The sequence below is a fragment of the Nonomuraea basaltis genome (assembly GCF_005893125.1).
GTDB classification, from domain to species: domain Bacteria; phylum Actinomycetota; class Actinomycetes; order Streptosporangiales; family Streptosporangiaceae; genus Nonomuraea; species Nonomuraea basaltis.
In genome coordinates, this window is the sequence record NZ_VCJS01000182.1 from 1 (window position 1) to 25,610 (window position 25,610).

Annotated in this window: 20 protein-coding genes and 1 rRNA gene; 10 read left to right on the plus strand and 11 right to left on the minus strand. The window is 69.5% G+C overall.

Translation table 11 applies throughout. The annotated features are described in order from the left end of the window. Positions 1-428: 428 nt before the first annotated feature. The 3 genes from EJK15_RS50870 to dxr form a co-directional block, all read right to left on the minus strand. Positions 429-938, minus strand: coding sequence for a hypothetical protein (locus tag EJK15_RS50870; RefSeq protein WP_138717680.1), 510 nt, complete (start codon positions 936-938; stop codon positions 429-431). A gap of 374 nt (positions 939-1,312) precedes the next feature. Then, positions 1,313-2,476: a flavodoxin-dependent (E)-4-hydroxy-3-methylbut-2-enyl-diphosphate synthase gene (ispG, locus tag EJK15_RS50875; RefSeq protein ID WP_138717681.1), complete on the minus strand. Its 1,164-nt coding sequence runs from the start codon at positions 2,474-2,476 to the stop codon at positions 1,313-1,315. A 38-nt stretch (positions 2,477-2,514) separates the two neighbouring features. Then, positions 2,515-3,705 carry a 1-deoxy-D-xylulose-5-phosphate reductoisomerase gene (gene dxr, locus EJK15_RS50880; protein WP_138717682.1) on the minus strand — a complete coding sequence of 397 codons (1,191 nt, stop codon included), beginning with the start codon at positions 3,703-3,705 and terminating at the stop codon, positions 2,515-2,517. A gap of 196 nt (positions 3,706-3,901) precedes the next feature. On the opposite strand from dxr, the gene EJK15_RS50885 reads away from it, so the two are divergent. Beyond that, positions 3,902-4,906 carry a trypsin-like serine peptidase gene (locus EJK15_RS50885; protein WP_138717683.1) on the plus strand — a complete coding sequence of 335 codons (1,005 nt, stop codon included), beginning with the start codon at positions 3,902-3,904 and terminating at the stop codon, positions 4,904-4,906. A 54-nt stretch (positions 4,907-4,960) separates the two neighbouring features. Continuing rightward, the gene (locus EJK15_RS50890; protein WP_171075009.1) at positions 4,961-6,046 is read left to right on the plus strand and encodes a trypsin-like serine peptidase; all 1,086 of its coding nucleotides are present in this window, start codon (positions 4,961-4,963) and stop codon (positions 6,044-6,046) included. A 23-nt stretch (positions 6,047-6,069) separates the two neighbouring features. Here the strand turns inward: EJK15_RS50890 and EJK15_RS50895 are convergent, their stop codons facing one another. Together EJK15_RS50895 and EJK15_RS50900 are read right to left on the minus strand one after the other, a co-directional pair. Beyond that, positions 6,070-6,558, minus strand: coding sequence for a hypothetical protein (locus EJK15_RS50895; protein ID WP_138717684.1), 489 nt, complete (start codon positions 6,556-6,558; stop codon positions 6,070-6,072). Positions 6,559-6,753: 195 nt separating this feature from the next. Beyond that, the gene (locus tag EJK15_RS50900; protein WP_138717685.1) at positions 6,754-8,181 is read right to left on the minus strand and encodes an aldehyde dehydrogenase family protein; all 1,428 of its coding nucleotides are present in this window, start codon (positions 8,179-8,181) and stop codon (positions 6,754-6,756) included. Positions 8,182-8,472: 291 nt separating this feature from the next. Between EJK15_RS50900 and EJK15_RS50905 the strand changes: the two genes are divergently transcribed. Then, positions 8,473-9,096, plus strand: a complete 624-nt coding sequence (locus EJK15_RS50905) for a TetR/AcrR family transcriptional regulator (RefSeq protein ID WP_138717686.1) — start codon at positions 8,473-8,475, stop codon at positions 9,094-9,096. 27 nt (positions 9,097-9,123) lie between these two features. On the opposite strand, the gene EJK15_RS50910 is transcribed toward EJK15_RS50905, so the two are convergent. After that, the gene (locus tag EJK15_RS50910) at positions 9,124-10,905 is read right to left on the minus strand and encodes a PucR family transcriptional regulator (RefSeq protein ID WP_240777734.1); all 1,782 of its coding nucleotides are present in this window, start codon (positions 10,903-10,905) and stop codon (positions 9,124-9,126) included. Between the two features lie 92 nt (positions 10,906-10,997). Here EJK15_RS50910 and gabT point away from each other — a divergent pair, with 92 nt between their 5' ends. Both gabT and EJK15_RS50920 read left to right on the plus strand, forming a co-directional pair. After that, the gene (gene gabT / locus EJK15_RS50915; RefSeq protein ID WP_138717687.1) at positions 10,998-12,326 is read left to right on the plus strand and encodes a 4-aminobutyrate--2-oxoglutarate transaminase; all 1,329 of its coding nucleotides are present in this window, start codon (positions 10,998-11,000) and stop codon (positions 12,324-12,326) included. Positions 12,327-12,534: 208 nt separating this feature from the next. Further along, positions 12,535-12,735: a hypothetical protein gene (locus EJK15_RS50920; protein WP_171075010.1), complete on the plus strand. Its 201-nt coding sequence runs from the start codon at positions 12,535-12,537 to the stop codon at positions 12,733-12,735. A 121-nt stretch (positions 12,736-12,856) separates the two neighbouring features. Here the strand turns inward: EJK15_RS50920 and EJK15_RS50925 are convergent, their stop codons facing one another. From EJK15_RS50925 to EJK15_RS50935, 3 genes are all read right to left on the minus strand, one after another. Beyond that, on the minus strand, positions 12,857-13,963 hold the full coding sequence (locus EJK15_RS50925) for an extracellular solute-binding protein (protein WP_171075011.1): 1,107 nt from the start codon (positions 13,961-13,963) through the stop codon (positions 12,857-12,859). 80 nt (positions 13,964-14,043) lie between these two features. Continuing rightward, on the minus strand, positions 14,044-15,552 hold the full coding sequence (locus tag EJK15_RS50930; RefSeq protein ID WP_138717689.1) for a CoA-acylating methylmalonate-semialdehyde dehydrogenase: 1,509 nt from the start codon (positions 15,550-15,552) through the stop codon (positions 14,044-14,046). Next, positions 15,549-16,829: an aspartate aminotransferase family protein gene (locus tag EJK15_RS50935; RefSeq protein WP_138717690.1), complete on the minus strand. Its 1,281-nt coding sequence runs from the start codon at positions 16,827-16,829 to the stop codon at positions 15,549-15,551. Before EJK15_RS50935 ends, EJK15_RS50930 begins: the two co-directional genes overlap by 4 nt. A 236-nt stretch (positions 16,830-17,065) precedes the next feature. Between EJK15_RS50935 and EJK15_RS50940 the strand changes: the two genes are divergently transcribed. Then, positions 17,066-17,764: an alternative oxidase gene (locus tag EJK15_RS50940; RefSeq protein ID WP_171075012.1), complete on the plus strand. Its 699-nt coding sequence runs from the start codon at positions 17,066-17,068 to the stop codon at positions 17,762-17,764. Here the strand turns inward: EJK15_RS50940 and EJK15_RS50945 are convergent. Then, positions 17,761-19,209 carry an MFS transporter gene (locus EJK15_RS50945; protein ID WP_138717692.1) on the minus strand — a complete coding sequence of 483 codons (1,449 nt, stop codon included), beginning with the start codon at positions 19,207-19,209 and terminating at the stop codon, positions 17,761-17,763. The two genes, EJK15_RS50940 and EJK15_RS50945, sit on opposite strands and share 4 nt — an antisense overlap. Positions 19,210-19,264: 55 nt before the next feature. Between EJK15_RS50945 and EJK15_RS50950 the strand changes: the two genes are divergently transcribed. The 4 genes from EJK15_RS50950 to EJK15_RS50965 all read left to right on the plus strand — a co-directional run bounded on the left by EJK15_RS50950 (position 19,265) and on the right by EJK15_RS50965 (position 25,284). Next, positions 19,265-19,966: a TetR/AcrR family transcriptional regulator gene (locus tag EJK15_RS50950; RefSeq protein ID WP_138717693.1), complete on the plus strand. Its 702-nt coding sequence runs from the start codon at positions 19,265-19,267 to the stop codon at positions 19,964-19,966. An 84-nt stretch (positions 19,967-20,050) separates the two neighbouring features. Further along, positions 20,051-21,688, plus strand: a complete 1,638-nt coding sequence (locus tag EJK15_RS50955; protein WP_240777735.1) for an AMP-binding protein — start codon at positions 20,051-20,053, stop codon at positions 21,686-21,688. 57 nt (positions 21,689-21,745) lie between these two features. Then, positions 21,746-23,362, plus strand: coding sequence for a PucR family transcriptional regulator (locus tag EJK15_RS50960; protein ID WP_138717695.1), 1,617 nt, complete (start codon positions 21,746-21,748; stop codon positions 23,360-23,362). 443 nt (positions 23,363-23,805) lie between these two features. Beyond that, the gene (locus EJK15_RS50965; protein WP_138717696.1) at positions 23,806-25,284 is read left to right on the plus strand and encodes a phosphodiester glycosidase family protein; all 1,479 of its coding nucleotides are present in this window, start codon (positions 23,806-23,808) and stop codon (positions 25,282-25,284) included. 208 nt (positions 25,285-25,492) lie between these two features. Here EJK15_RS50965 and rrf read toward each other — a convergent pair. Continuing rightward, a 5S ribosomal RNA gene (rrf, locus tag EJK15_RS50970) occupies positions 25,493-25,609 on the minus strand. Position 25,610 lies beyond the last annotated feature (1 nt).

The window sequence follows — 25,610 nt, forward strand, 5'->3', positions numbered from 1 at the left end:
CCCTGAAGCAGCTCCCAGCGATCAAACTAATCAACGGCCTCACCCGCGCCATAGAAGAACCGACGTCGGCGGGCAACCCGCACCCATTTTCCCGCCTGAGCGGCGTCCCGGCAGGGACAGGGGAACTAATCAGCTCATGGTCGGCGCTGCAATACGACGCCAAGACCTCGTCACCTGACCAAGTTCCGCGCGGCAGTCTGGTAGATCCGGGCCAGCATGGCCAGGAGCCATGCGGGTGGCCGACGCCTCGTAGCCGGCCAGGCCTCGAAGTCGTACAGCCGGGCCTCACGCAACGAGGCCGTGCCCGCCGGGTCGGCGCCGTTCCCATGTGAAGCCCTTGGCGCGCAGTCGCTTACTCCAGGAGCGAGCCCGCAACAGCATCCAGGCGCTGGCACCTGACAAGGAGTGCTTCAGCCGGGCCAGGATCTTCAGTCGAAGAGTTCCTCGGCGGTGGCGGCCTTGAGTGACCGGACGAGCCAGCTCTCAAGGAGGGTGAGATCCGTGCACGCCAGGATCCTCTCCCGGATCGGCTCCGGGACGGGTATGTCGCGCTGCTCCAGGATCTTCAGCACAGACTTCGCCTCACCACGGGCCTCACCACAGGCCTCACCCTCTGCCCGTCCTTCGGCCCGGAGCATCTCTGCGAACTCGGACTTGAATCGGTAGTTCTGCATGGTCATCAGACATCTCCAGATCTGCCGGGCCTTGGTGTCTCCAAGACCTATCTCCGTTTGCTCGGCAATGTACGCGGCGGTGTCGGTGTCGACCGTGGTCAGCGCTTCGTGTGATTGTGACTCGGTGATGACCACGGTTTTGGCTCCCCATCGGGAGGTGAACATCATCACCGTGTCGGCGCGCCGCTCTATCGGCACTATTTCCGTCATGTCGGTATCGACTACGGCGACCTCGCACGGGGTCGGGAAGTCGATGTTGAGCATCTTGAAGGCATGAGCGAACAACTCTGGTTTGTCGCGGAAGATGCGATGGAGTGCCTCATGCTGGGAGGAAGGCATGTTCGAAACGTTACCAGTCAATGACTCTCCGTATAGACAGAAGCGTCGAACAACTGTGACGCGGCACCGGGGTACCGGCTCCTGCCACTGAACACGGGAACGAGCGCTCAGGCGAAGGCGCGAAGGCGTGTTCCGCGATAGCCCCGCGTCCCCCGCCTCGGCCTGCGCAGCAGGCCCCGGCGCCAAGCGCGACCGGGGCCTTGCCATCGTCGCCGCGATCGCAAAAGCAGGTCGGGCACGAAGGGGACGAACAGGTTGGGCATAAGGTCAGGACAAAGATCCACACCCGCCCATAGGGGTCAGCCGACCGTGACCACGGGGCCGGAGTCGTCGTCGAGGTCGACCTCGACTCCCATCTCCTCGGCCAGCCGCAGCGCCTCCTCGATCAGCGTCTCCACGATCTGCGACTCGGGCACGGTCTTGATGACCTCACCCTTGACGAAGATCTGTCCCTTGCCGTTCCCCGAGGCAACCCCCAGGTCGGCCTCGCGGGCCTCGCCGGGGCCGTTGACGACGCAGCCCATCACGGCCACCCGCAGCGGGACCTTCAGCCCCTCAAGCCCGGCCTGGACCTGGTCGGCCAGGGTGTAGACATCGACCTGGGCCCGGCCGCACGACGGGCAGGAGACGATCTCCAGGCCGCGCTCGCGCAGCCCGAGGGACTCCAGGATCTGATTGCCGACCTTGACCTCTTCCACCGGAGGCGCGGACAGCGAGACTCTGATCGTGTCGCCGATGCCTTCGGCCAGCAGAGCGCCGAAAGCCACAGCGGACTTGATCGTGCCCTGGAAGGCCGGACCGGCCTCCGTGACGCCCAGGTGCAGCGGGTAGTCGCACTTGGCGGCCAGCAGCCGGTACGCGTTGATCATGACGACGGGGTCGTTGTGCTTGACCGAGATCTTGATGTCACGGAAACCATGCTCCTCGAACAGGGAGCACTCCCACAGCGCCGACTCCACCAGCGCCTCGGGGGTGGCTTTGCCGTATTTCTGCAACAACCGCGGATCCAGGGATCCGGCGTTGACGCCGATGCGGATGGGGACGCCGTGGTCGGCGGCAGCGCGGGCGATCTCGCCTACTTTGTCGTCAAATTTCTTGATGTTTCCGGGGTTGACCCGGACAGCCGCGCACCCCGCCTCGATGGCCGCGAACACGTACTTCGGCTGGAAGTGGATGTCGGCGATGACCGGGATCTGGGACTTCTTGGCGATGATCGGCAGCGCGTCGGCGTCGTCCTGCGACGGGACGGCCACGCGGACGATCTGGCAGCCGGACGCCGTCAGCTCCGCGATCTGCTGCAGCGTGGCGTTGATGTCGGCGGTCACCGTGGTCGTCATCGACTGCACCGAGACGGGCGCGTCGCCGCCCACGGGCACGGTGCCGACCATGATCTGGCGGGAGTGGCGGCGTTCGGCGAGCGGCTTGGGGCGTACCATCGGGATGCCAAGAGCTACGGAAGTCATTTCAACCCTTACTGTGACGACGGTTCAAGTCTATGTAGCTAGCGGGAGTAGCCGGCTGTGAGCTCGGCCGCACGGGCGCGCGCCCACGCGTCGGCCGCGAGCACCTCTTCGACGGAGTCTGCGGGAGTGACCTGGTGCTCTTCAACGACCTTGGCCACGGTGTCGACGATCGCCAGGAACGGTAGCCCGCCCAGCATGAACGCCTCCAGGCACGCCTCGTTGGCCGCGTTGTAGACGGCGGGCGCGGTGCCGCCCTCGGTGCCGACGTGCCTGGCCAGCGCGACCGAGGGGAACGCGACGTCGTCCAGCGGCTCGAACGTCCACGTGTGCGCCTTGGTCCAGTCGATGCCCCGGGCCGCGCCGGGCACGCGGTGCGGGTGGCCGAGCGCCAGCGCGATCGGCAGGCGCATGTCGGGCGGGCTGGCCTGGGCGATGGTCGAGCCGTCCACGTATTCGACCATGGAGTGGATGATCGACTGCGGGTGCACCACCACCTCGATCCGGTCGAAGTCCAGGTCGAACAGCAGATGCGCCTCGATCACCTCCAGCCCCTTGTTGACCAGCGTCGCGGAGTTGATGGTGATCACCGGCCCCATGGACCAGGTGGGGTGGGCCAGCGCCATCTCGGGGGTGACGTCGGCCATCTCCTCGCGCCGCATGCCCCTGAACGGCCCGCCGCTGGCGGTCACCACCAGCCGCCGCACGCTGCCGGGGTCGTAGGCGTCGGGCCCCGAGGCCCACAGGCACTGCTGCAGCGCCGAGTGCTCGGAGTCGACCGGCAGCAGCTGCCCTGGCTTGGCCAGTCGCTTCACCAGCGGCCCGCCGATGATCAAGGATTCCTTGTTGGCCAGGGCGAGCGTCCGGCCCGCTTCGAGGGCGACGAGCGTGGAGGTCAGGCCGAGCGCGCCGGTGATGCCGTTGAGCACCATGTCGGACTGCCAGGCCGCCGCCTCGGCGACCCCTTCGGGGCCGCCCAGCACCACGGGGTGAGCGCCGTGCCCGGCCAGCGCCTCCTTCAGCGCCGGTACGGCCGCCGCGTCCGCCACCGCCACCGCCTCGACGCCGAACTCGGCCGCCTGCCTGGCCAGCAGCTCGACCTTGCCTCCCCCGGCCGCGAGCGCCGCGACCTTGAAACCGCCGGGGTTGGCGGCGATGACGTCGAGGGCCTGGGTGCCGATCGAACCGGTGGAGCCGAGCAGGACGACGGAGCGGAGGGTCTCTGCATGCACCCGTCCATTGTCCCCGCTGCGGAGGGCGCCTGGGCACGCGGCACCGGACGTACCAAAATCTCCTTACTTATGTGACGCGTGATAACAGAGTCAATTTACGCCGGAATATCGCTATATCGGTATGCGCAAATCTTGAGAAATCTGGATATTGCTGCGGCTACCTTCCAACCTCAGGTCCGGTTTCGGGAGGTACGTAATGCACCGCAAAGTCGTCCTGCTTTCCACTCTCGCCCTCGCCGCGGGGAGCGCCGCCCTGCTCCCTGCCGGCGGCGCGCAGGCCGAGGTCCACAAGCGGCCGAAACCCGCGCAGCACGCGGCCGCGGACTCGGCGTCCGAGCAGCGGCAGGTCCTCCGGTACTGGACCGAGCCGAAGATGGAGGCGGCCGAGCCGCTGGACGCCCCCGGCCCCAAGACGGGCGCGAAGCTGAACTCCTCAGAGGAGCCGGCCTCGGGCAGCCCGTGGACGGCCGCGCCCACCGGCGCGTCCGGCGGCGATCAGGTGTTGCAGGCGGCCAGGAGCGGCGGCGAGCCGTGGACCGGCGGCGGCGCGGTCGTGAAGACCACCGGGCGGATCTTCTTCACCACGCAGGGGCGCAACGCGTCATGCTCGGGATCGGCGGTGACCAGTGCGAACAAGAGCGTGGTGATGACCGCCGGCCACTGCGTGAAGCTCAACGGCGCCTTCCACACGAACTGGGTCTTCGTACCGGGCTACGACAAGGGCAGCCGCCCCTTCGGCACCTGGGCCGCCACCAAGCTGCTGACCACGCCGCAGTGGAACGCCAGGGAGGACGTCAACTTCGACGTCGCCGCCGCCGTGGTCGCGCCGCTGGAGGGCAGGACGCTGGTCGACGCCGTGGGCGGCCAGGGCCTGGCGTTCAACCAGCAGAGACGGCAGCAGATGTACGCCTTCGGCTATCCGGCGGCGGCGCCGTACGACGGCTCGAAGCTCGTCTACTGCAGCGGCCGCGCCTTCGACGACTTCCTCGTGTCGAACGATCTCGGCCTCACCTGCAACATGACCGGCGGTTCGAGCGGCGGTCCGTGGATGCTGAATTTCAACGAGTCGACCGGTCTCGGCACCGTCAATTCGGTCAACAGCTTCAAATACAGCTTCTCCCCCAACTGGATGTTCGGCCCATATTTCGGGAACGAGGCCCAAGCCGTCTACCAAGCCGCGCAAACCACCGGCGCACTCTGAGGATTTACCAGAAGTAGTCACAAGAACACACCGCGTGGTGCACACTCGGGGGTCATGACCCTGAGCACCCCCCTGCTCGCGGCCGCTCCGCTGCTGGCGGGGCTGATGGGCCCGGCCCTCGTCGGCGCGGTGCCCGGCCCGCGGCAGGCCGAACGCCCTGTCACCACATCCGTCCACACGGCCGGGCGAACCGAGATAGTCGAGCACGTGGCCGCGCGCACCACCGCCGAGCAGCGGCGCGTGCTCGACTACTGGACGCCGCGGCGCATGGCCGAGGCCCTCCCGATTAGCCTCCTGGACATCGTGATCGGCGAAAAGGGCCTGCTGAGCGAACTGACCGGCCGCGTGGGCCTGCGTACCGTCTTGGACCCGGCAGGTGTGAGGACCGCACTCCCTCTCGCGGCCTCCAAGCTCCCTGTCCCGCGCCACCACGCGGCCTCCGCACCGAAGACGAGCACGATCGGCTCCCGCTGGGCCACCGGCGGCGCCGTGGCCAGGACCACGGGGCGCGTGTTCATGACGGTGGGCGGCGTCGACTTCGTCTGCTCGGCGAGCACGGTCAAGAGCGCCAACCGGGACGTCGTGGTCACCGCCGGCCACTGCGTCAAGGACGGCGCCGGCGAGTGGGCCGCGAACTGGACCTTCGTGCCCGGGTACGGGACGCGCGGCGAGCAGCCGCACGGCCGGTACGCCGCCCGCCGTATGTTCGTCGCCGGGCCGTGGTCGCGCGACGCGAACGACGACTACGACGTGGGCATGGTGGCGCTGGCCACGTCCGGCGGCAAGCACGTGGCCGACGTGGTGGGCACGCAGGAGATCGCGTTCAACGCGCCGCGTGGCGGCCAGGCGTTCGGCTTCGGCTACCCCGCCGACCCGCCGTACAACGGCGACCACCTGGTCTACTGCAGGGGACGGCTGACGGACGACCCGCACGGCGAGACCCGCGACCAGGGTCTGGGTTGCGACATGACGGCAGGCTCGAGCGGCGGGCCCTGGATGACCACGTTCGACGCCACCACCGGCAAGGGCACGATCACGTCGTTGAGCAGCTTCAAGTACAGCGACGACCCGCGCACCATGTACGGCCCGTACCTGGGCGACGCCGCCAAGACCCTCTTCAGCACGGCGGAACGCGCCTAACCTGCCCTGGTCGCCATGAACCCTTAGATATATGCCTCGGCCTGGGCAGTGTAGAGCCGGGCATATGGTCCGTCGGCAGCCAGGAGATCGGAGTGGGTGCCCTGTTCCACGATGCGGCCGTTGTCGATGACGACGATGTGGTCGGCCATGTTCACCGTGGAGAAGCGGTGGGAGACGATCACTGTGATCGCGCCGTGCTCTTCGGCGGCTGCGCGGGCCTGAGCGGTGAAGTTCTCGAAGAGTTCGTGTTCGGCCTGGGGGTCGAGAGCGGAGGTGGGTTCGTCGAGGATCGGCAACAGCGGGTGGCGACGCATCATGCCGCGAGCGAGTGCGAGTCTCTGCCACTGCCCGTAGGGCAGGGGTTCGCGAGAGACGTTGATGAATGGATTCAATGATTTCTCGAATTGGCTGGAATACATCGCTCGACCAGGGATTGATGGAATTCGCAGGTGTCGGCTCCTGTGCCAATCGATAAGCTGCGAGAAGGCGATTTCGGCGGACAGGGTGCGCATGGACAAACGCATAGCCCCTGTTGGGCGAAGATCCGGCGCTCGGGTCGAAGACATTCCGCCGCGAGCTCCAAAACTGCCTCCGTGCCACGCTCACGGCCGCCGGCGATGGCCGCCTCCCGCGCGGCCGCGCTGGTCGCCTGCTCCTGGCCACGAGCCGAGCTGACCGCTGTGTTCGACCTGATCGAGTAGGCCCGGCTAGAGCGTGAGGCCGGTCAAGACCATGACCTTCTCGTAGGTCAGGTCTTCCATGGCCGAGTGCAGCCCCTCGCGGCCGATGCCCGAGTCCTTGACCCCGCCGTACGGCATCTGGTCGGCCCGGTAGGAGGGCACGTCGCCGATGATCACGCCGCCCACCTCCAGCTCCCGGTTGGCGCGGAAGGCGGCGTCCAGGGAGCGGGTGAAGACGCCGGCCTGGAGGCCGTACTTGGAGTCGTTGACCATCGCGTACGCCTCGTCGATCGTGGCGGCGGGCTGGAGGATCATGACTGGCCCGAACACCTCCTCGCAGGCCACCTTCGCGTCGTGCGGGACGTCGGTCAGCACCGTCGGCATGAGCGTGGCGCCCTCGCGGATGCCGCCGGCCAGGACCCGGGCTCCGGCGGTGACGGCTTCCTGGACCCACTGCTCGACCCGTTCGGCGGCGGCCTCGGAGACGAGCGGCCCCACCTGCGTCTTCTCGTCGGCCGGGTCTCCGGTGACGAGGCCGGCCACGGCCGGGAGCAGGCGGTCGACGAAGGCGTCGTAGACCGGCTGCTCGACGATCACGCGCTGCACGGCGATGCAGCTCTGCCCGGCCTGGTAGTTGGAGTAGAGGGCGATGCGCTGGGCAGCCCAGTCGAGGTCGGCGTCGGACAGCACGACGGCGGCCGCGTTGCCGCCCAGCTCCAGCGTCACGTGCTTGCGCGGGACCTGGTCGGCGATGGCGTACCCGACGGGTGCGGATCCCGTGAACGAGACCACGGGGAGACGAGGGTCCTGAACGAGCGCGGAGGCGCGCTCGTTCGCGATCGGCAGGACCGAGAACATCCCGGCGGGCAGGTCGGTCTCGGCCAGGATCTCGCCGAGCAGCAGCGCCGACAGCGGTGTGGCGGGCGCGGGCTTGACGACGATCGGGGCGCCGACGGCGATGGCCGGGGCGACCTTGTGGGCGACCAGGTTCAGCGGGAAGTTGAACGGGGTGATCGCCAGCACGGGGCCGTACGGCACGCGCGACACGTAAGCCAGCCGCCCGGCCGCGGCCGGCTCGGTGTCGAGCCGCTGTACCCCGCCCGACCAGCGGCGGGTCTCCTCGGCGGCGAAGCGGAACGTGGCCACGGCACGGGCGGCCTCGGCCCGCGCCCAGATGATCGGCTTGCCGTTCTCGGCCGTGATCAGGTGGGCGATCTCGTCGGCCCGCTCCGCCAGGCGGCGCGAGACGTGGGCCAGGGCCTCGGCCCGCACGTGCACGGGCAGGGCCGCGGCCTGCCGCGCCACCTCGTGGGCGGCCGCGACGGCCTCCTCGACCTGGGCGTCGGTCGGCACGGAATGCCGCCCGACCTCTCGGCCATCGTGGGGGTTGGTCACAGTGAGCTCGGCGTCCCCGGTCGCGGGACGGCCGGCCAGCCAGAAAGTACGCACGTCCATACCCATGACGCTATGCGAAGCCTACGATCGGGGAATTACACCAGGATGCACAAGAGCCTCACGAGGGCTCACCGTTAAGTACAAGCTCCGTTGTATACCCATGATGTAACAGAAGTAGACCTAATTCGGGATGTTTACCATGCGGAGTGGTTTGAGGGATCTCCGCCATGGCTAAGTCATCGGGTGCGGGTCTCCAGCGCGGTGGGCCCCCGATCAGAAAGGCGTGGGCCCCGTGACCGAACGACGTGAGGTCACAAGGACGCATAGTTCCTTGGCCACGAGGGAGGTCTCATGACCTCGGCGCCTCTGGGGCTGCAGGGCGCTTACCTTCTGGGTGAGCGCGCCAGCCACGACGAACTCCGCTCCCGCCTCCTCGACGTGGCGGTGAACCTGCTCCAGACGGACGGTCCCGACAGCTTGACGATGCGCAGGATCGCCGCCGAGGCGGGCTGCACGACGACCGTCATCTACACCATGTTCGGCAACAGGGAGGGCCTGGCGGAGGCGCTCTATCTGGAGGGGTTCGAGCGCTTCCGCCGCTTCCTGGAGGCGGTGCCGCAACGGCGGAACCCGCTGGAGAACCTGGGCGCACTCGGGCCCGCATACCGGCAGGCGTGCCTGGCCGAGCCGGGCTACTACAGCCTGATGTTCGAGCGGGCCATCCCCGGCTTCGAGCCCAGCGAGCGCGCCAGGACCCTGGCCCGGGCGGCACTGAACATCCTCGACCGGGTGATCGCCGACTGCATCTCGGCCGGGTATCTGATCCCGACCCAGCCCCGCAAGATCGCCGACGCGCTGTGGGCGGCGGCCCAGGGCGCGATCAGCTTGGAACGTGCTGGGCACCTGCGGGACGGGCGCACGTACGAAGCGGTGACGACCGCGATCATCTGCTGCTACCTGGTGGAGAAGAAGTAACGAGCGCTACCTCACAGCGGCGGTGCGCTAGCGGCGGGCCGCCTGGAGGGCCAGCCACAGCTCGGCGCGCACGCCGGGATCGTCGAGGTCGCGGCCGAGCAGCTCGGCGGCGCGCTTCATGCGGTAGCGCAGCGTGTGCCGGTGCACGCCCAGCCGCTGGGCGGCCGCGTCCCAGTGGCCGTTGCTGCCCAGGTACGCGTGGAGCGACTCGATCAGGTCGGCGCGGGAGCCGTACGCGGCGAGGGGGGCCAGCAGCGCGGCCGCGAACGCCTGGGCGGTGGGCTGGTCGAGCAGCCCGAGCAGACCCTGACCTGCGAGTTCACCGAACCGCACCACTCGGCCCTTGCCGTTCCCCGGCGCCCCGCCGCCCTTGCCCATGCTCGGCGCCCCGCTGCCCTTGCCGAACCCCGGCGCTCCGCTGCTCCTGGTGGCCTCCAAGGCGCGTGCTGCCTGGTCGATCGCGCCACGCAGCGCCGCCGGGTCGTACCCGCACGGCAGGCTGATGCCCACCGGGCCATCCGCCTCCAGCGCCACCTCGCCCGCCATGCCCTCGGCCACCAGCGCGACGACCATCGGTCCCACCGCACTCTCCGCACCCGCCGATCGTGCGGCGTCGCCCCTGCCGCCGGTGTCCGCGTCGTCGAGAAGCGCCGTGAAGGCGTGCGTCTCCAGGGCGTCGAGCGATTCGGCGCCGGTCGCGAGCACCACCATCGGCTCATCGGGCAGCCGTCCGCCGAGTGGTCCCAGCACCGCGTGCGCCTGCTCTTTCGCCCCGGCCAGCAGCAGCGCCAGCACCGCGGAGCGGACGCGCCGCTCGGCGGTCAGCTGGGTCCTGCCCTGCTCCATGGCCAGCGTCAGCAGGGATCCCGCGGCGTTGATCACCGTGTGCGTGACCGGTGAGTACGGCTGGTTGGCCCCGACGGCGAAGAAGCCCCTCGGCCGCGCCCCACCACCCAGCGGTTGCACCACGATGTGCTCCCCGGGGCCCGACAACGCCAGGCTGGCCGGCAGCCGCGTGCCGGCGCTCCGCTGCCCACCGCCCTCGCTCGCCCTTGGCACCCCGCCACCTTCGCCCGCGCCATGTCCGATGCCGCCGCGTGCGCCGCCTTCGGCCGGGCCGTGCGTACCCTCTTCGAGGTGTCCATGCGCCTCCTCTCCCGGCCCCGGGACCGGGACAGGGTCCGCGACCGGGACGTAGCCCGGGAGGCGGCCGGTGCGGAGGCGGGTGAGGTCGGCGGTGACGGCGTCGGTCCTGGCGCCGCGGGTGGCGTGGCGTACCGCACCCGTCTCATCCAGGAGCGCCGCCCAGCCGCCGACCTCCTTGGCCAGCCGGTCGATGACCGCGTGCATGCCCTCCGGCCGGAGCGCCGCCCGCGTCAGGCGGCCCTGGGCGGCGAAGGCGCGGGTGATCTCCTCGTACTGCTCGGCGGCCAGCAGTTCGCTGACAACCTTGCCGATGGCGATGAACGGCGTCTCGCGCGGCACCTCCAGCAGCGGCAGCCCGGCCGCCTCGGCGGCCTCGATCAGCGCGGCGGGCACCTCCTCGTGCGAGACGCCGACGCCGAAGCCGAGGCCTGCGACGCCGCGCGCCACCAGGCGCGCGACATACTCCGAGGGGTCGATGTCCGGGTCTTCCAGTCGCATCCCCGTGGTGAGCAGCAGCTCGTCGCCCTCCAGGTACGGTGTGGGGTCGGCGAGCTCGCTGACCGCCACCCACCGCACGGCGGCGTTCAGCGCCGCGGGGCCCGACGTCCCGGCCAGGGGCCGCAGACCCATGCGGCGCACCACGGTCTGGAGCGAAGGCGGCATGCGAGTTTTGTCCATTCCGGCAAAGACGAACACCCATAGTGTGACATATCGACTTATCGGCGCAGGTAGGAGGCCGCCGTAGCGTCGAACCCATGAGCATTCCCCAGGAGCGGCGCGTCGTGACCGCGATCCCAGGCCCCAAATCCCAGGAGCTGCTGGCCCGCAAGCAGGCCGCCGTCCCGCCCGGCATCGGCACCACCCTGCCGGTCTTCGTCACCCGCGCCGGCGGCGGCGTGGTGCAGGACGCCGACGGGAACTCGCTGATCGACTTCGGCTCGGGCATCGCCGTGACGAACGTGGGCAACGCCGCGCCCAAGGTCGTCGAGCGGGTCCAGCGGCAGGTCGCCGACTTCACCCACACCTGTTTCATGGTCACCCCGTACGAGTCGTACGTCCGGGTATGCGAGAGGCTCAACGAGCTGACCCCGGGCGACCACGAGAAGCGCACGTTCTTGGTGAACTCCGGCGCCGAGGCCGTGGAGAACGCAGTCAAGATCGCCCGGCATGCCACCGGCAGGCCGGCCGTCGTGGTGTTCGACCACGGGTACCACGGCCGCACGCTGCTCACGATGACGCTGACGGCCAAGAACATGCCGTACAAGCAGGGATTCGGGCCGTTCGCGCCAGAGGTGTACCGGGTGCCGCTGGCCTACCCGTTCCGCTGGCCGAGCGGCCCCGAGAGCTGCGCAGAGGAGGCCGCTGAGCAGGCCATCGACATGATCACCAAGCAGATCGGCCCGGCGAACGTGGCGGCCGTCGTGATCGAGCCGATCGCCGGCGAGGGCGGCTTCATCGTGCCGGCCCGGGGCTTCCTGCCGCGCATCGCCGAGTTCTGCAGGGCGAACGGCATCGTGTTCGTGGCCGACGAGGTGCAGACCGGGTTCGCGCGTACCGGTGACCTTTTCGCCTGCGAGGACGAGGGCGTGGTGCCGGACATCATCACCACCGCCAAGGGAATCGCGGGCGGCCTGCCGCTGGCCGCCGTCACGGGCCGCGCGGAGATCATGGACAAGGTGCACGCGGGCGGGCTCGGCGGCACGTACGGCGGTAACCCGCTGGCCTGCGAGGCCGCGCTCGGCGTGCTGGAGACCATCGAGGAGGAGGACCTCGTCGCCCGGGCCCGCCGCATCGGCGAGATCATGCTCCCCCGGCTCAAGACGCTCCAGGAGCGCTTCGACGTGATCGGCGACGTGCGCGGCCGGGGCGCGATGATCGCGATCGAGCTGGTCGAGCCGGGCACCAAGGAGCCGAACCCGACGGCCGTGCAGGAGATCGTCAAGCGCTGCCACGCCGAGGGCCTGCTGGTCCTGACGGCAGGCACGTACGGCAACGTGCTGCGCTTCCTGCCCCCGCTGGTCATCCCCGAGCACCTGCTCGAAGAGGGCCTCGGCATCCTTGAGAAAGCCATCGCCGAACTCTAGAAATACCTCTATATCGGGCATCCGGCTTGCGGCTGGATGCCCGATTTTGTTGGTGTAACGGACGTCGCCGGGGTAGAGAATTCACCCTGACTTGACGCTCAGCTAGACGCTCATGGCCTCGGTCAGGGTTATAACGGATCCGACATACGGATGGGCGATGGCTGCTGGGAACGTGATGAACTGGGGTCCGACTAGAACGGCGCGGAGTATGTTGACGTTCGACCCTGAGGGCCTGACCTGGGCCCAGCGTGAGGGCGACGCGTGCGTCGTCTGCCACAAGAGATGGCCGCGACCTCGCGTGCGCGTGGGCCGGCTGCCGGACGACTCCGCGCTGTTCGCCTGCAACGACTGTGCCGAGGCATTGCTGCCCGCCCCGATGGCGACCGTGGTCGCCTTCCCGTCCCGATAGCGAGACGCCCCGGGACGGGGGGAAGGCCCGGGGCGTCTCTGCAGGCCCCGCCCAGCGGGGGATAGGGCGGGCCCCGTGGCGGGATCACGTGGGGTTCGGCGGCGGTCCCCACTCCCTTGGCTCACTTGGCGAGTTCGCGCCACCGTTCGGTCCAGGCGGCATAATCAGTGCATTCCCCGTCCTGCGCCCGGCAACCCCCGGGCGGCCGTACGGCGAAGGCCACGCGGTCGATCTGCTTCGCCTTGCCGACCTCGTACACCTGGCAGATGGGCCGCGCCCGCCCCTTGCACGCCTTGTCGTTGGCCGGCGCCAGCCCCACCCACGCGGCCGCGTCGCGCTGCGCGTCCGGCGCGGTCACCCAGTTCAGCCACCTGTAGGCGCAGGTGGTGTCGGGCACGTCGGCGCCCAGCATCCAGGAGTCGACCCACCCGGTGGTCTCGCGGGTTTGCAGGGCCCTGACCGGCTTGCCGGCCTTCTGCAGCAGCACGCGATAGTAAGGAGTGGCCTGGGCGTAATCCAGCGACCCGGTGGCGAACCCCTTGATCAGATCGATGGGGTACGTCCAGTAAGACCGCCCCTTGGCCCCCTCCAGCAGCGCCATCGCCCGGTCGAGCCCGTCCTTGCCCAGCTCGAACGGCTCATCGTCCGCATCGGCGGCCAGGGCGGCGTCGGCGATCGTCAGCGGGCTGTCCCTGAGCGCCATGCGTTCGGAGGCGAACGCCTCTTTCAGGTCGCCCTTGACCTTGGCCGGGTCGTAGATGAACTCGTGGTAGCCCCACAGGTAGGGCACCCCGTAGACCTTGCCCGACACGGTCATCATGTCGCGGAAGCGCTCGTCGATGTCCTCGTAGCCGTTCACTTTGGCCGGGTCGACGGGCTGCACCCGCTTGCCCTCGATGAGCTCGCCCGCCAGCGCGGGCCCGGCGGAGACCACGTCGTAGGGCCGCTCCTTGATCTTGGCGGCCATCTCCTCGGCGGTCTGCACGGTGTCGAGCTTGGCGATCCGGCAGCCGGTCTCCTTCTCGAACGAACCCACCCAGTTGACCCTGGGGCTGGTGCCGCCGTATTCGGCGTAGCCGCGGTAGGTGAGGATCTGCAGCGTGCCGTCGCTCTGCGTCGGGGTCGGCGAGGGCGTGCTCTTCGGCTTGGGCGTGGGGCCCGCCGCGCCCAAGCCGGCGACCAGCGCCGAGGCGGCGAGCGCCAGGGCGTAAGCGCGCCGACGATCCACCAAGTCCCCCTCTGTCCGTGCCAGGAGCATACCGGGGACTCGGCCGGGAGGACGCGCGTCCCTCCCGGCCGGAACGGGGCTCACCCGTTCGTGGGGAAGCCCAGGTTCACGCCGCCGTGCGAGGGGTCGAGCCAGCGGGAGGTGACGACCTTGCCGCGGGTGTAGAAGTGCACGCCCTCGGTGCCGTGCACGTGCGTGTCACCGAAGAGCGAGGACTTCCAGCCGCCGAAGCTGTAGAACGCCATCGGCACCGGGATCGGCACGTTGATGCCGACCATGCCGACCTCGACCTCGTTCTGGAAGCGCCGGGCCGCGCCGCCGTCGTTGGTGAAGATCGCGGTGCCGTTGCCGTACAGGCCGCCGTTGATCACCTCCAGCCCCTCCTCGTACGAACCGACGCGCACGATCGAGAGCACCGGTCCGAAGATCTCGTCGGTGTGCGTACGCGAGCCCGCGGGCACGTGGTCGAGCACCGTCGGGCCGAGCCAGAAGCCGGGCGTCTCCGACGCCTTGCCGCCGCCGAGCACGGCGGTCTCGCGGCCGTCGACGACCAGCTTGGCGCCCTCCTCGACGCCGAGGTCCAGATAGGAGGCGACCTTGTCGCGGTGCGCCGCGGTGACCAGCGGCCCCATCTCGGACTTCGGGTCGTCGCCGGGGCCGATCACGAGCCCGTCCACCCGGTCGACGATCTTCTCCACGAGCTCGTCGCCGATCGGGCCCACGGCCAGCACGACCGAGATCGCCATGCACCGCTCGCCCGCCGAGCCGAAGCCCGCCGACACGGCCGAGTCCGCGACCAGGTCGAGGTCGGCGTCGGGCAGCACGAGCATGTGGTTCTTGGCGCCGCCCAGCGCCTGCACGCGCTTGCCGTGCGCGGTGCCGGTCTCGTAGACGTACCTGGCGATCGGGGTGGAGCCGACGAACGACACGCCGCGCACGTCGGGGTGCGACAGCAGCCGGTCGACGGCGACCTTGTCGCCCTGCACGACGTTGAACACGCCGTCGGGCAGCCCCGCCTCCTGCCAGAGCCGCGCCATGAGCAGCGACGCCGACGGGTCCTTCTCCGACGGCTTGAGGATGAAGGCGTTCCCGCAGGCGATCGCGATGGGGAACATCCACATCGGCACCATGGCGGGGAAGTTGAACGGGGTGATCCCGGCCACGACGCCGAGCGGCTGGCGGATCGAGTAGGTGTCGACCCGGGTCGAGACGCCCTCGGAGAAGCCGCCCTTGAGCAGGTGCGGGATGCCGCAGGCGAACTCCACGACCTCCAGGCCGCGGGCGACCTCGCCGAGCGCGTCGGAGTGCACCTTGCCGTGCTCGGCGGAGATCAGCGCGGCCAGCTCGTCGCGGTGGGCGTACATGAGCTCGCGGAAGCGGAACAGCACCTGCGCCCGCTTGACCAGCGACGCGTCCCGCCAGGCGGGGAAGGCCGCGACGGCGGCCGCGACGGCCGCGTCCACGTCGGCCGCCGAGGCGAGCGCCATGTGCCCGCCGACCTCGCCGGTGGCCGGGTTGAAGATCTCCGCGGTACGGGAGACATCCCCGTCCGCGAGTGCTCCGTTGATCCAGTGTTTGACCGACTTCACTGAGCTGCTGCCTCTGCGTTGATGACTTCGAGTGCGTTGACGATGATCCCCAGCCCCTCGGTCGCCTCGTCCACCGTGAGGGTGAGGGGCGGGGCCATCCGGATGGCGTTGCCGTACAGGCCGCCCTTGCCCGCCAGCAGCCCCGCCTTCTTGGTCTCCTCCATGAAGCGGGCCGCCTGGGCCGGCGTCTCCAGCTCGACGGCGAACATCAGGCCCTTGCCGCGCACGCCCTTGACGATGGGCAGCCGCTCGGCGGCCTCCGTGAGCCCGCCGATGATGATCGCGCCGGTGCGTGCGGCGTTGGCCTGCAGGTCGTGGTCGAGCACGTAGTCGAGGGTGGCGTTGGCGGCGGCCATGGAGATCGGGTTGCCGCCGAACGTGGACAGGCCCACGGCGTGCGGCGCGTCCATCAGGTCGCCGCGCGCCACGACGCCGCCCACGGCGAACCCGTTGCCCAGCCCCTTGGCGAACGTCATCATGTCCGGGGTCACGCCGTGGTTCTGGATGCCGAAGAACGCGCTGCCCGTCCGCCCCCAGCCGGTCTGCACCTCGTCGGAGATGAGCAGGATGCCCTGCTCGTCGAGCACCTCTTTGTACGCGGCGAACAGCCCGTCGGGCGCCATCGTGAACCCGCCCACGCCCTGGATCGGCTCGGCGATCAGCGCCGCCACGTCGTTGGAGACCGAGGTGACCAGCACGTGGCGCAGGTCGTCCACGCAGGCCGCGATGTAGTCGGCGTCCGACAGCCCCTTGAACTGGGCCAGGTGCCGGTCGGCGCCGTGCAGGAAGTGCACGTTGAGCGGGGAGAGCGAGTTGTTCTTCCAGGACCGGTTGGAGGTGACGCTGATCGCGCCGAAGCTGCGCCCGTGGTAGCTCTGCCGCATGGCGAGCACCTGGTCGCTCTTGCGCGCGTACGTGGCCAGCAGCAGCGCCGTCTCGTTGGCCTCGGTGCCCGAGTTGGTGAAGAAGACCTTGGCGTCGGGGATGCCGGAGAGCCGCGCGATCTTCTCGGCCAGCTCGATCTGGCCGCGCAGCAGGTAGACGGTGCTGGTGTGCACCACTCCGGTGGCGAGCTGGCGCTCGACGGCCTCGCGCACTTCGGGCACGTCGTACCCGATCATGTTGGTCAGGATGCCGGCGAAGAAGTCCAGGTAGCTCTTGCCGTCGGCGTCGACGACGCGGTTGCCCTTGCCGCTGACGATCTCGATGGGCTCGGTGTAGTTGAGTGCCAGCCAGTTGGGCATCACTGCCCGGTGGCGCGCGAGTAGCTCCGACATGTTATCGAGTATCCCGTTCCGTCCCGGGTCCTCCTATGCGCAGCCTGTCGGCGTGCGACCGAATCAGCTTACAACGTGTAAGTCCTCCCCTTAGGGGATGTCCCGTGCGCCTGGCGACGTACGCGCCACCGTCCGGGTACGCCGCAGGAAGCACCGTGAATGCCCACTGGCGGGCGACGACCGGGACCACCTCCGTCGGCGACGATCAGTGCATCGGAACTGAAGGAGAGATCGAGATGACCATCACCGTCGACCGCCGCCCCGAAGCGCCGTCCGGACCGCCCAAGCTCGACCGCGACCTGCTCCGCCGCGCCCAGCAGGACACGCTGGACACCCCGCGCATGGACTACAGTCTGCTGGCCAAGATGATGTTCAAGCCGGTCGACATCATGTACGGCAAGAAGGGCTCGTACACGAAGTTCGCCATGCTGGAGATCATCGCCCGGGTGCCGTACCAGGCGTGGGAGCGGATGGGCTACTGGGCCGTGCACCGGCACGCGGGCCGCTCGGCGATGGCCAAACGGGTCTTCGAGCGGATCGTGGAGGCCCGCGCCGACCAGGACAACGAGCAGTGGCACCTGCTGATCATGCAGGACCTGGTGCAGCGCACCGGGCAGAGGCAGACGTGGCTGCTGCACAAGGCCGCGCCGTGGCTGATCGCGTTCTTCTACTACCACGTGTCCTGGGTGCTGTTCCTGGTCAGGCCGGACTGGAGCTACCGGCTGAACGCGGAGTTCGAGGACCACGCCGAGCACGAGTACATGATGTTCGTGGCGGAGAACCCGGACCTGGACTTCGTCCCTGACCCCGGCACGTACGCCGCCGAGTACGGCCGCTACCGCTCGGTGGCCGACCTGCTCAGGCAGATCGGCCACGACGAGCGCACGCACAAGCTCGACAGCCTGGAGAGCATGCGGGAGCCCCGTGTCCGCTAGACCTGCACCGGCTCGGGAGCCGCGACGGGCTTGGCCGGCCGCAGCACGATCACCGCGAGCAGCGCGGCGGCCACGCTGAAGCCGGCCCCCACCCACGAGCCGAGGTGCATGGCGGAGGTGAAGGCCTCGTTGGCCACCTCGGCGTAGCCCATCGGGTGGGCGGCGCCGATCGACTCCCTGGCGGCCGCGGGCAGGCCGGCGGGCATCTCCGCGGTGTACTGCCCGGCCAGCACGCTGCCCAGGATCGCGATGCTCATCGCCACGCCGACCTGCTGGACAGTGTCGTTGAGCGCCGAGCCGACGCCCGCGTGGTCGATCGGGATGGCGCCCATGAGCGAGGCGTAGGCCGACGGACCGGCCAGGCCGCCGCCCATGCCCATGATCACCAACCCGGTGAGCAGCGGCAGGTAACCGGTCGTCATGGCCATGACGACGAAGCCCCCGGCCATCAGCAGCAACCCGGCGCCGACCAGCACCCGGTTGCTGACCTTCTGCCCCAGCCCGGCGCCCACGCCGTTGAAGAGGGCCGCGGCCACGGCGTAGGGCAGCATGGCCAGACCGGCCTGCATCTCCCCGTAGCCCAGCACGTACTGCAGATACTGGGTCAGCATCAGCATCACGGCGCCCGCACCGAACGACATCAGCAGGATCGAGAACGACGCACCGCTGAAGTTGCGGTCGGCGAACAGGTGAAGCGGCAGCATCGGCTGCTCCCGCCCGCGCTCCCAGACCACGAAGGCGCCGAGGGCGAGCACGGCCACCGCGATGACGGGGATGTTCCACTCGCGCTCGATGATCACGTAGACGGCCGCGGTCAGGCCCACGATCGAGAGCACCACGCCCACCGGGTCGATCTTCCGCCCGGCGCTGCGGGTCTCGGGCATCAGCACGACGGCGGCCAGGATGGCGATCGCCGCGATCGGGACGTTCAGCAGGAAGATCGAGCCCCACCAGTAGTGCTCCAGCATGAAGCCGCCCACGGTCGGGCCCGACACCAGGCCGACCAGGGCGACCGCGCTCCAGGCGGCCATCGCCTTGCGCCGCTCGTCCTCCTCGAACACGGTCATCAGGATCGACAGAGTGGACGGCATGACCAGCGAGCCGCCGATGCCCATCAAGGCCCGCGCGCCGATCAGCTGCCAGGGCTCGGAGACGAGCACCGCGAGCAGCGACGCGCCGCCGAAGAACACCAGGCCGATGATCAGGAAGCGGCGGCGGCCGTACTTGTCGGACAGGCTGCCCGAGGTGAGCAGCAATCCGGCGTACGCCAGCACGTAGGCGTCGATGATCCACTGGATGTCCGACGGGGTCGCGCCCATCTCCTCGGTCAGCGAGGGGATGGCCAGATTCAGCACGGTGTTGTCGACGACCAGGACCAACAGCGCCAGGCAGAGGACGACGAGGATCCACCAGCGACGGGGGTCTCGTACGGTGTTCGAGTTCACTCGCACACTGTACGACAACCCTCGTACAGCGTGCGAGTGGATTTATCCTTGACCCATGACCGGCAAGCAGTTCACCTCCGTCTGGCTCCGCGAGCCGCGCAAGGCCACGAGCCCGGGCCGCAGCCGCTACGAGATCGTCAAGGCGGCCGTCGAGCTGCTCGACGAGGAAGGGCTGGCAGGGCTGAGCATGCGCAAGCTCGGCGCGAAGCTGAGCGCGGGCGCCACCAGCCTCTACTGGTACGTCGCCAACAAGGACGAGCTGCTGGAGCTCGCCTACGACGAGGTGTGGGGCGAGATGGCGCTGCCCGGCCACGAGGAGGCAGGCTGGCGGGAGGCCGCCTCGGTGCTGGCCTACAGCATGCGCCGGGCGATGCTGCGCCACCCGTGGACGGCCGACCTCATCGGCCGCCTGCCCGCGCTCGGCCCCAATGCGCTGCAGCTGGCCGACCGGATGCGGAAGATGTTCGAGACGGCCGGATTCACCGGGCTGGACATCGACTTCGCCAACGCCGCACTTACCGCCTACGTGTACGGCATGACGATCCCGGAGATCGCCTGGAACACCTCGACGGCCGGCCACGCCTACGACCCCGACGAGATGCGCGAGGCGGTCTCCAAGGCCGCTGCCCAGTTCCCCGATCTGCTGGAGCGCATCGACATGCAGCGTTACGAGGATCCGCAGACACTGCGCGCGATGGCCTTCGACTTCGGGCTCGTGTCGGTGCTCGACGGCCTTGAGCGACGGCTGGCGACGTAGCAGGATTCGGGCATGAGCGAGCGAAGCGAGCGACCAATCAAACACAGCCGATTTCTCGCGCACGCGGCCGGCGAAGGCGGCCGCGTGCGCGATTTTCGTGTTGCCCGCGACTTCCTCCTCCACGCCGACCCCGCCACCGCCCGCCGCGACTTCCGCTGGCCGGAGCTCGCGGAGTTCAACTGGGCGCTCGACTGGTTCGACGGGGTGCTGGCCGCCGAGACCCCCGACGCCGTCGCTCTCAAGATCGTGGGGGCGAGCCGGGCCGCCTACACCTTCGCCGAGCTGTCGGCCCGCTCCAACCAGGTCGCGAACTGGCTGCACCAGCAGGGGGTGCGCCGGGGCGACCGGATCATGCTCATGCTGGGCAACCAGGCCGAGCTGTGGGAGGCGCTGCTGGCCGCGATGAAGCTGGGCGCGGTCATCATCCCGGCCACGACGCTGCTGACCGCCAAGGACGTCGTCGAGCGGATCGAGCGCGGCGGCGTCTCGCACGTGATCGCCAACGCTTCCGACGCGGGCAAGTTCGGGACCGGGGAGTACACGAGGATCGCCGTCGGCGACGCGTACAACTGGCTGCCGTTCCACGAGGCGTACGAGGCGCCCGCCGCCTTCACCCCCGACGCGCCGACGCGGGCGGGCGACACGCTGCTGCTCTACTTCACCTCCGGCACGACCTCGCAGCCGAAGCTGGTCGAGCACACCCACGCGTCCTATCCGGCCGGGCACCTGTCGACCATGTTCTGGATCGGGGTCAGGCCCGGCGACGTGCATCTCAACGTGTCCTCGCCGGGGTGGGCCAAGCACGCGTGGAGCAATGTGTTCGCGCCGTGGAACGCGGGGGCCACCGTGCTGATCCACGACTACCAGCGCTTCTCCGCGCCGGCGCTGCTGGAGGTGCTGCGGGACGAGCGGGTGACCACGTTCTGCGCGCCGCCGACCGTGTGGCGGATGCTCATCCAGGAGGACCTGACGGCGTGGAAGCTGCCGCTGCGTACGGCCGTGGCCGCCGGTGAGCCGCTCAACCCGGAGATCATCGACCAGGTGGCCAAGGCGTGGGGCATCACCATCAGGGACGGCTACGGCCAGACCGAAACCACCGCGCAGATCGGCAACGCGCCGGACGAGCCGGTCAAGCCCGGATCCATGGGACGCCCACTCCCCGGCTACGACGTCGTGCTCGTCGACCCCGTCAACGGCGAGCCCGGGGACGACGGCGAGATCTGCCTGCCGCTCGACGAGCGCCGCCCGCTGGGGCTCATGGCCGGATATGTCGGTGGATCGACCGAGGCGACGCGGGTCGGCTACTACCACACCGGCGACGTCGCCACCCGCGACCAGGACGGCTACATCACCTACGTCGGCCGGACCGACGACGTCTTCAAGGCCTCCGACTACCGCATCTCGCCGTTCGAGCTGGAGAGCGTGCTGCTGGAGCACGAGGCCGTTGCGGAGGCGGCCGTGGTGCCTGCGCCGGACCCGGTGCGACTCGCCGTGCCGAAGGCGTACGTGACGCTCGCGCCCGGCTTCGAGGCCGGCGCGGAGACCGCGCGGTCGATCTTCGAGCACTGCCGCCGGGAGCTGGCCCCCTACAAGCGGGTGCGGCGGCTGGAGTTCGACGAGTTGCCCAAGACGATCTCCGGCAAGATCCGCAGAGTCGAGCTGCGGGTGCGGGAGCCTCGGCAGGAATACCGCGAAGAGGACACAATCCCCGGCAATCCATAACAAACCGTAAATCGCTGCCTAGCCGTTCTTACAGATTGATCAGCTAGGCTCTGCCCCGTGCTGCCCACCATCTCCGACGTCCTCAAGCTGGAGACCGTGCGCCGGGGCGGTCCGCGCGTGGTCGCGGGTGCCGACCGGCTGGACACGAGGGTGCGGTGGGTGCACGTGGGCGAGATCGCCGACATCGCCCACCTGCTGCGCGGCGGCGAGCTGGTGCTCACCACGGGCGTCGCGCTTCCCGAGGACCCGGAGAAGCTCGCCGACTACATCGGCGAGCTCTCCTCCGTCGGCGCCTCCGGGCTGATCGTGGAGCTGGGCCGCAGGTTCGTCCGCGAGCTGCCCCCAGCCGTGATCAAGTCGGCCGAGGAGCAGGGGCTGCCGGTCATCGTGCTGACCAGGGAGACCCCGTTCGTGCAGATCACCGAGTCGGTGCACGCGCGGATCATCGACATCCAGCTGGAGGAGCTGCGCGCTTCCGAGCAGCTCCACGAGGTGTTCACCGAGCTGTCGGTCGAGGGCGCCTCGCCCGCCGAGGTGCTCGCCCAAGTGGCCCGGCTGTCCAACCGGCCGGTGCTGCTGGAGAACCTCGCGCACCAGGTGCTGGCCTGCGAGTCCGCCGGGCGCGACGCGGGCACCCTGCTGGCCGGGTGGGAGACCAGGTCACGGGCGGTGGCGCCGGCCGAGCGCACCGCGTACGATCCGGCCTCCCAATGGCTGGTCACCACGGTCGGGGCGCGCGGGCAGGACTGGGGCCGGCTGATCCTGATCTGCGACTCGGAACCCTCGCCGCGCGACATGGTGCTGGCCGAGCGCGCCGCCACCACGCTCGCGCTGGGCCGCCTGCTGGAGCGCCACCAGGAGTCGCTGGAGCGCCAGGCGCACGGCACGATCATCACCGGCATCCTGACCCACGCCTACTCCGACCCCAACGAGGCCGCCGCGCGCGCCCGGGCCGTGGGCGTGCCGCTGACCGGGCGCAAGCTGATCAGCGTGGTCATCAGACCGATCGACCCGGCCGACCAGGCGCTGGACGGCCAGGCGCAGCTCGGCGAGCTGGCCGAGGCCACCGCCGGCGCCTGCCGCGACGCCCGCCTGCCCGCCCTGGTCGGCGCGCTCGACCAGGAGCGGGTCGGGATCCTGCTCCCGCTCCCCCCGCGCACGCAGGCCGAGCCCGCGCTCACCGCGCTGGCCGAGCGGCTGCGCGTGCTGTGGCGGCCCGGCTCGGCGTTCGTGCTGGCGGCGGGCTCGGTGGTGGAGTCCATCAGGGACGTACGCCGCAGCTTCCTGGAGGCCGAGCAGGTGGCCGACGTGGCGGTCCGCCAGCCGGACGGCCGGGCCTTCTACCGGCTGCCCGACCTGCGCCTGCGCGGCCTGCTTCACCTGCTGCGCGACGATGCGAGGCTGCAGACGTTCGCCGAGCGTGAGCTGGGCCCGCTGCTGGCACACGACGCGCAGCGGGGCGGCGACCTCACCCGGATCCTGCGCATCTACCTGGACGCGGGCCGCAACAAGGCGGTCGCCGCGCAGAAGGCGCACCTGTCCAGGCCCGCCTTCTACGACCGCCTGCGCCGCCTCGAGCGCATCCTGGAGACCGACCTCGACGACGTCGAGTCATGCCTGTCGCTCCACGTGGCCCTGCTGGCGCTGGAGTCCTTCCGCCGGGAGAGCCGCTGAGGGGGCACGTGTGCTGGATTGAGCGAGAGGCAGTGGGAACACCTCGCCATAGGTAGCGCTCGTTGAAGCGGCCCGCCACTGGCGGGTCACCTCGTACCTCGGCCATCGACACCAGGCTCAGGAACGGCAGCTGGTCCAGCTCGGGGATCAGGACGTCCATCGGGTGGTTGTCCTGCAGTTTCACGCGGTTGGCCGGCGCCGAAATAGTGCCGTCCCGGAGAGGACCCCGCACGCTAAAAGGGTCGTCTCGGAGACGGCCCACGCATGGGTAATCAGCGGCCGTCTATCGGCCGCCACCACATGCTGACGCGTGTCATACACGAATTGTATCCGTGCGTGATGTCAATTCCGTAACCTCTTTAGTCAATTGGCGTGTTCGCCTGCCTCCGAGACCATGATCTCGCCACTATGGTGCGGTCCCTTTTCTGCCCTCTGGAGAGTTCATGTCTCGACGCACCATCGCCGGCGGCCTGGCCATAGCCGCGGCGATCACTGTCACCACACTGCCCGCCGCATCAGTCGCGGCGGAGCAGATGTCGGTGAAGTTCCCGTCGGCCAGGTTCCCGCTGGGCACCAGGCCCGTGCCGACCAAGACGATGACCGCGGTGACGCAGGGCATCGACCTGTACGACGTGAAGGCCGGCTCGTCGACCGACGGCTACACCGTGACCGTCCTGATGCCGAGCGGCCGCGACTACGGGACGCGCCCGACCGCGGAGGCCAAGGTGGCCGAGGTGGAGGCCGCCGGGGAGACCCCCAGCATGCTGGAGGTGATCCGGCCGAGCGTGGCCGACGCCCCCTCCCAGACCGTGTACATGGTCCGCGTCGGCCTGTGGTCCCTCAAGGACAAGCCGAAGGCCGAGGAGATGGCCAAGAAGCTCAAGGACGCCGGTCTGAAGGTCAAGGTCGACTACCTCGGCGACGACGGGCTCAAGACCACCGGCCCCTGGGACGTCAAGGTCGCCATGGTCGACGCCAGGACGTTCCGCGGCTCGTACGCCGCCTCGCTCGGCACCAGCGTCGCCAAGCGGGAGACGGTCTCGTCGATGGCCAAGGCCGCCGGCGCGGTGGTCGGCGTCAACGGCGGCTTCTTCAACATCCACACCGCCAAGAACCTGCGCGGGGAGCCCGTCGGCGCGTCCGTGGTGAGCGGCAGGCTGCTGAGCGAGGCCGTGCCCGGCCGCTCGGCCGTGGTGCTCAAGGGCCGTACCGCCAAGATCACAGAGCTCAAGACGACCGTCACCGCGATCTCGCAGGACGGCGAGAAGGCCGCGATCAACGGGATCAACCGGGCCGCCACGACGGACGAGCTGGTGCTGTACACGGAGGAGTACGGAGCCACGACGCCCGCGGGTGGAACCGACGCCGTGATCGACGCCAACGGCAAGGTCGTCGGCCTGCGGGCCTCGGGAGCCGCGGTGGCCAAGGGCACGCGGGTGCTGCACGGCAACGGCCTGGCCGCCGACTGGCTCAACCAGCACGCCTGGCAGGACTGGACGGTCCGGGTCGACACCAAGGTCGTAGATCTGCGTACCAAGAAGGCTCTCAAGCTGACACCGGACCTGCACGTGATCGCGGGCGGCGTCGGGCTGGTGCGGAACGGCAAGGTGAAGATCACCGCCAAGCTGGACGGCCACGACTCCATGAACATGATCCTGCGCCGCCACCCGCGCACCCTGCTCGGCGTCACCAGCAACGGCAGCCTGATCCTGGCCACCATCGACGGCCGGCAGCCCGGGCTCACCGTCGGGGCGAACTTCCATGAGGCGGCCCAGTTCATGCGCTGGCTGGGCGCCAAGCAGGCGATCAATCTGGACGGGGGCGGCTCGACGGCGATGATCGTCGGCAACAAGCTCGTCAACCGCCCGTCCGACGGGGCGGAGCGCGCCGTGGGTGACGCGCTCCTGGTCCTGCCCAAGTGATTCACCGGCTTCGCACGTACGGTACGGGGTCCGCGCGGTCATGCGCGGGCCCCGTCCCCATGCGTGCCCACCACGGCCACCCGCAGCAGGAAGTCGGGGTCGCCGAACAGCTTGTGCTCCTCCACCCGTTTTATCCCGGTCAAGAACAGCACAACGCAGAAAGGGCCTCGACGCGTGCGGCGTCGAGGCCCTTCCTGTACAAATATTTGTGCGGCGGTGACCTACTCTCCCACACCCTCCCGAGTGCAGTACCATCGGCGCTGAGAAGCTTAACTTCCGGGTTCGGAATGTAACCGGGTGTTTCCTTCCCGCCATAACCGCCGCAA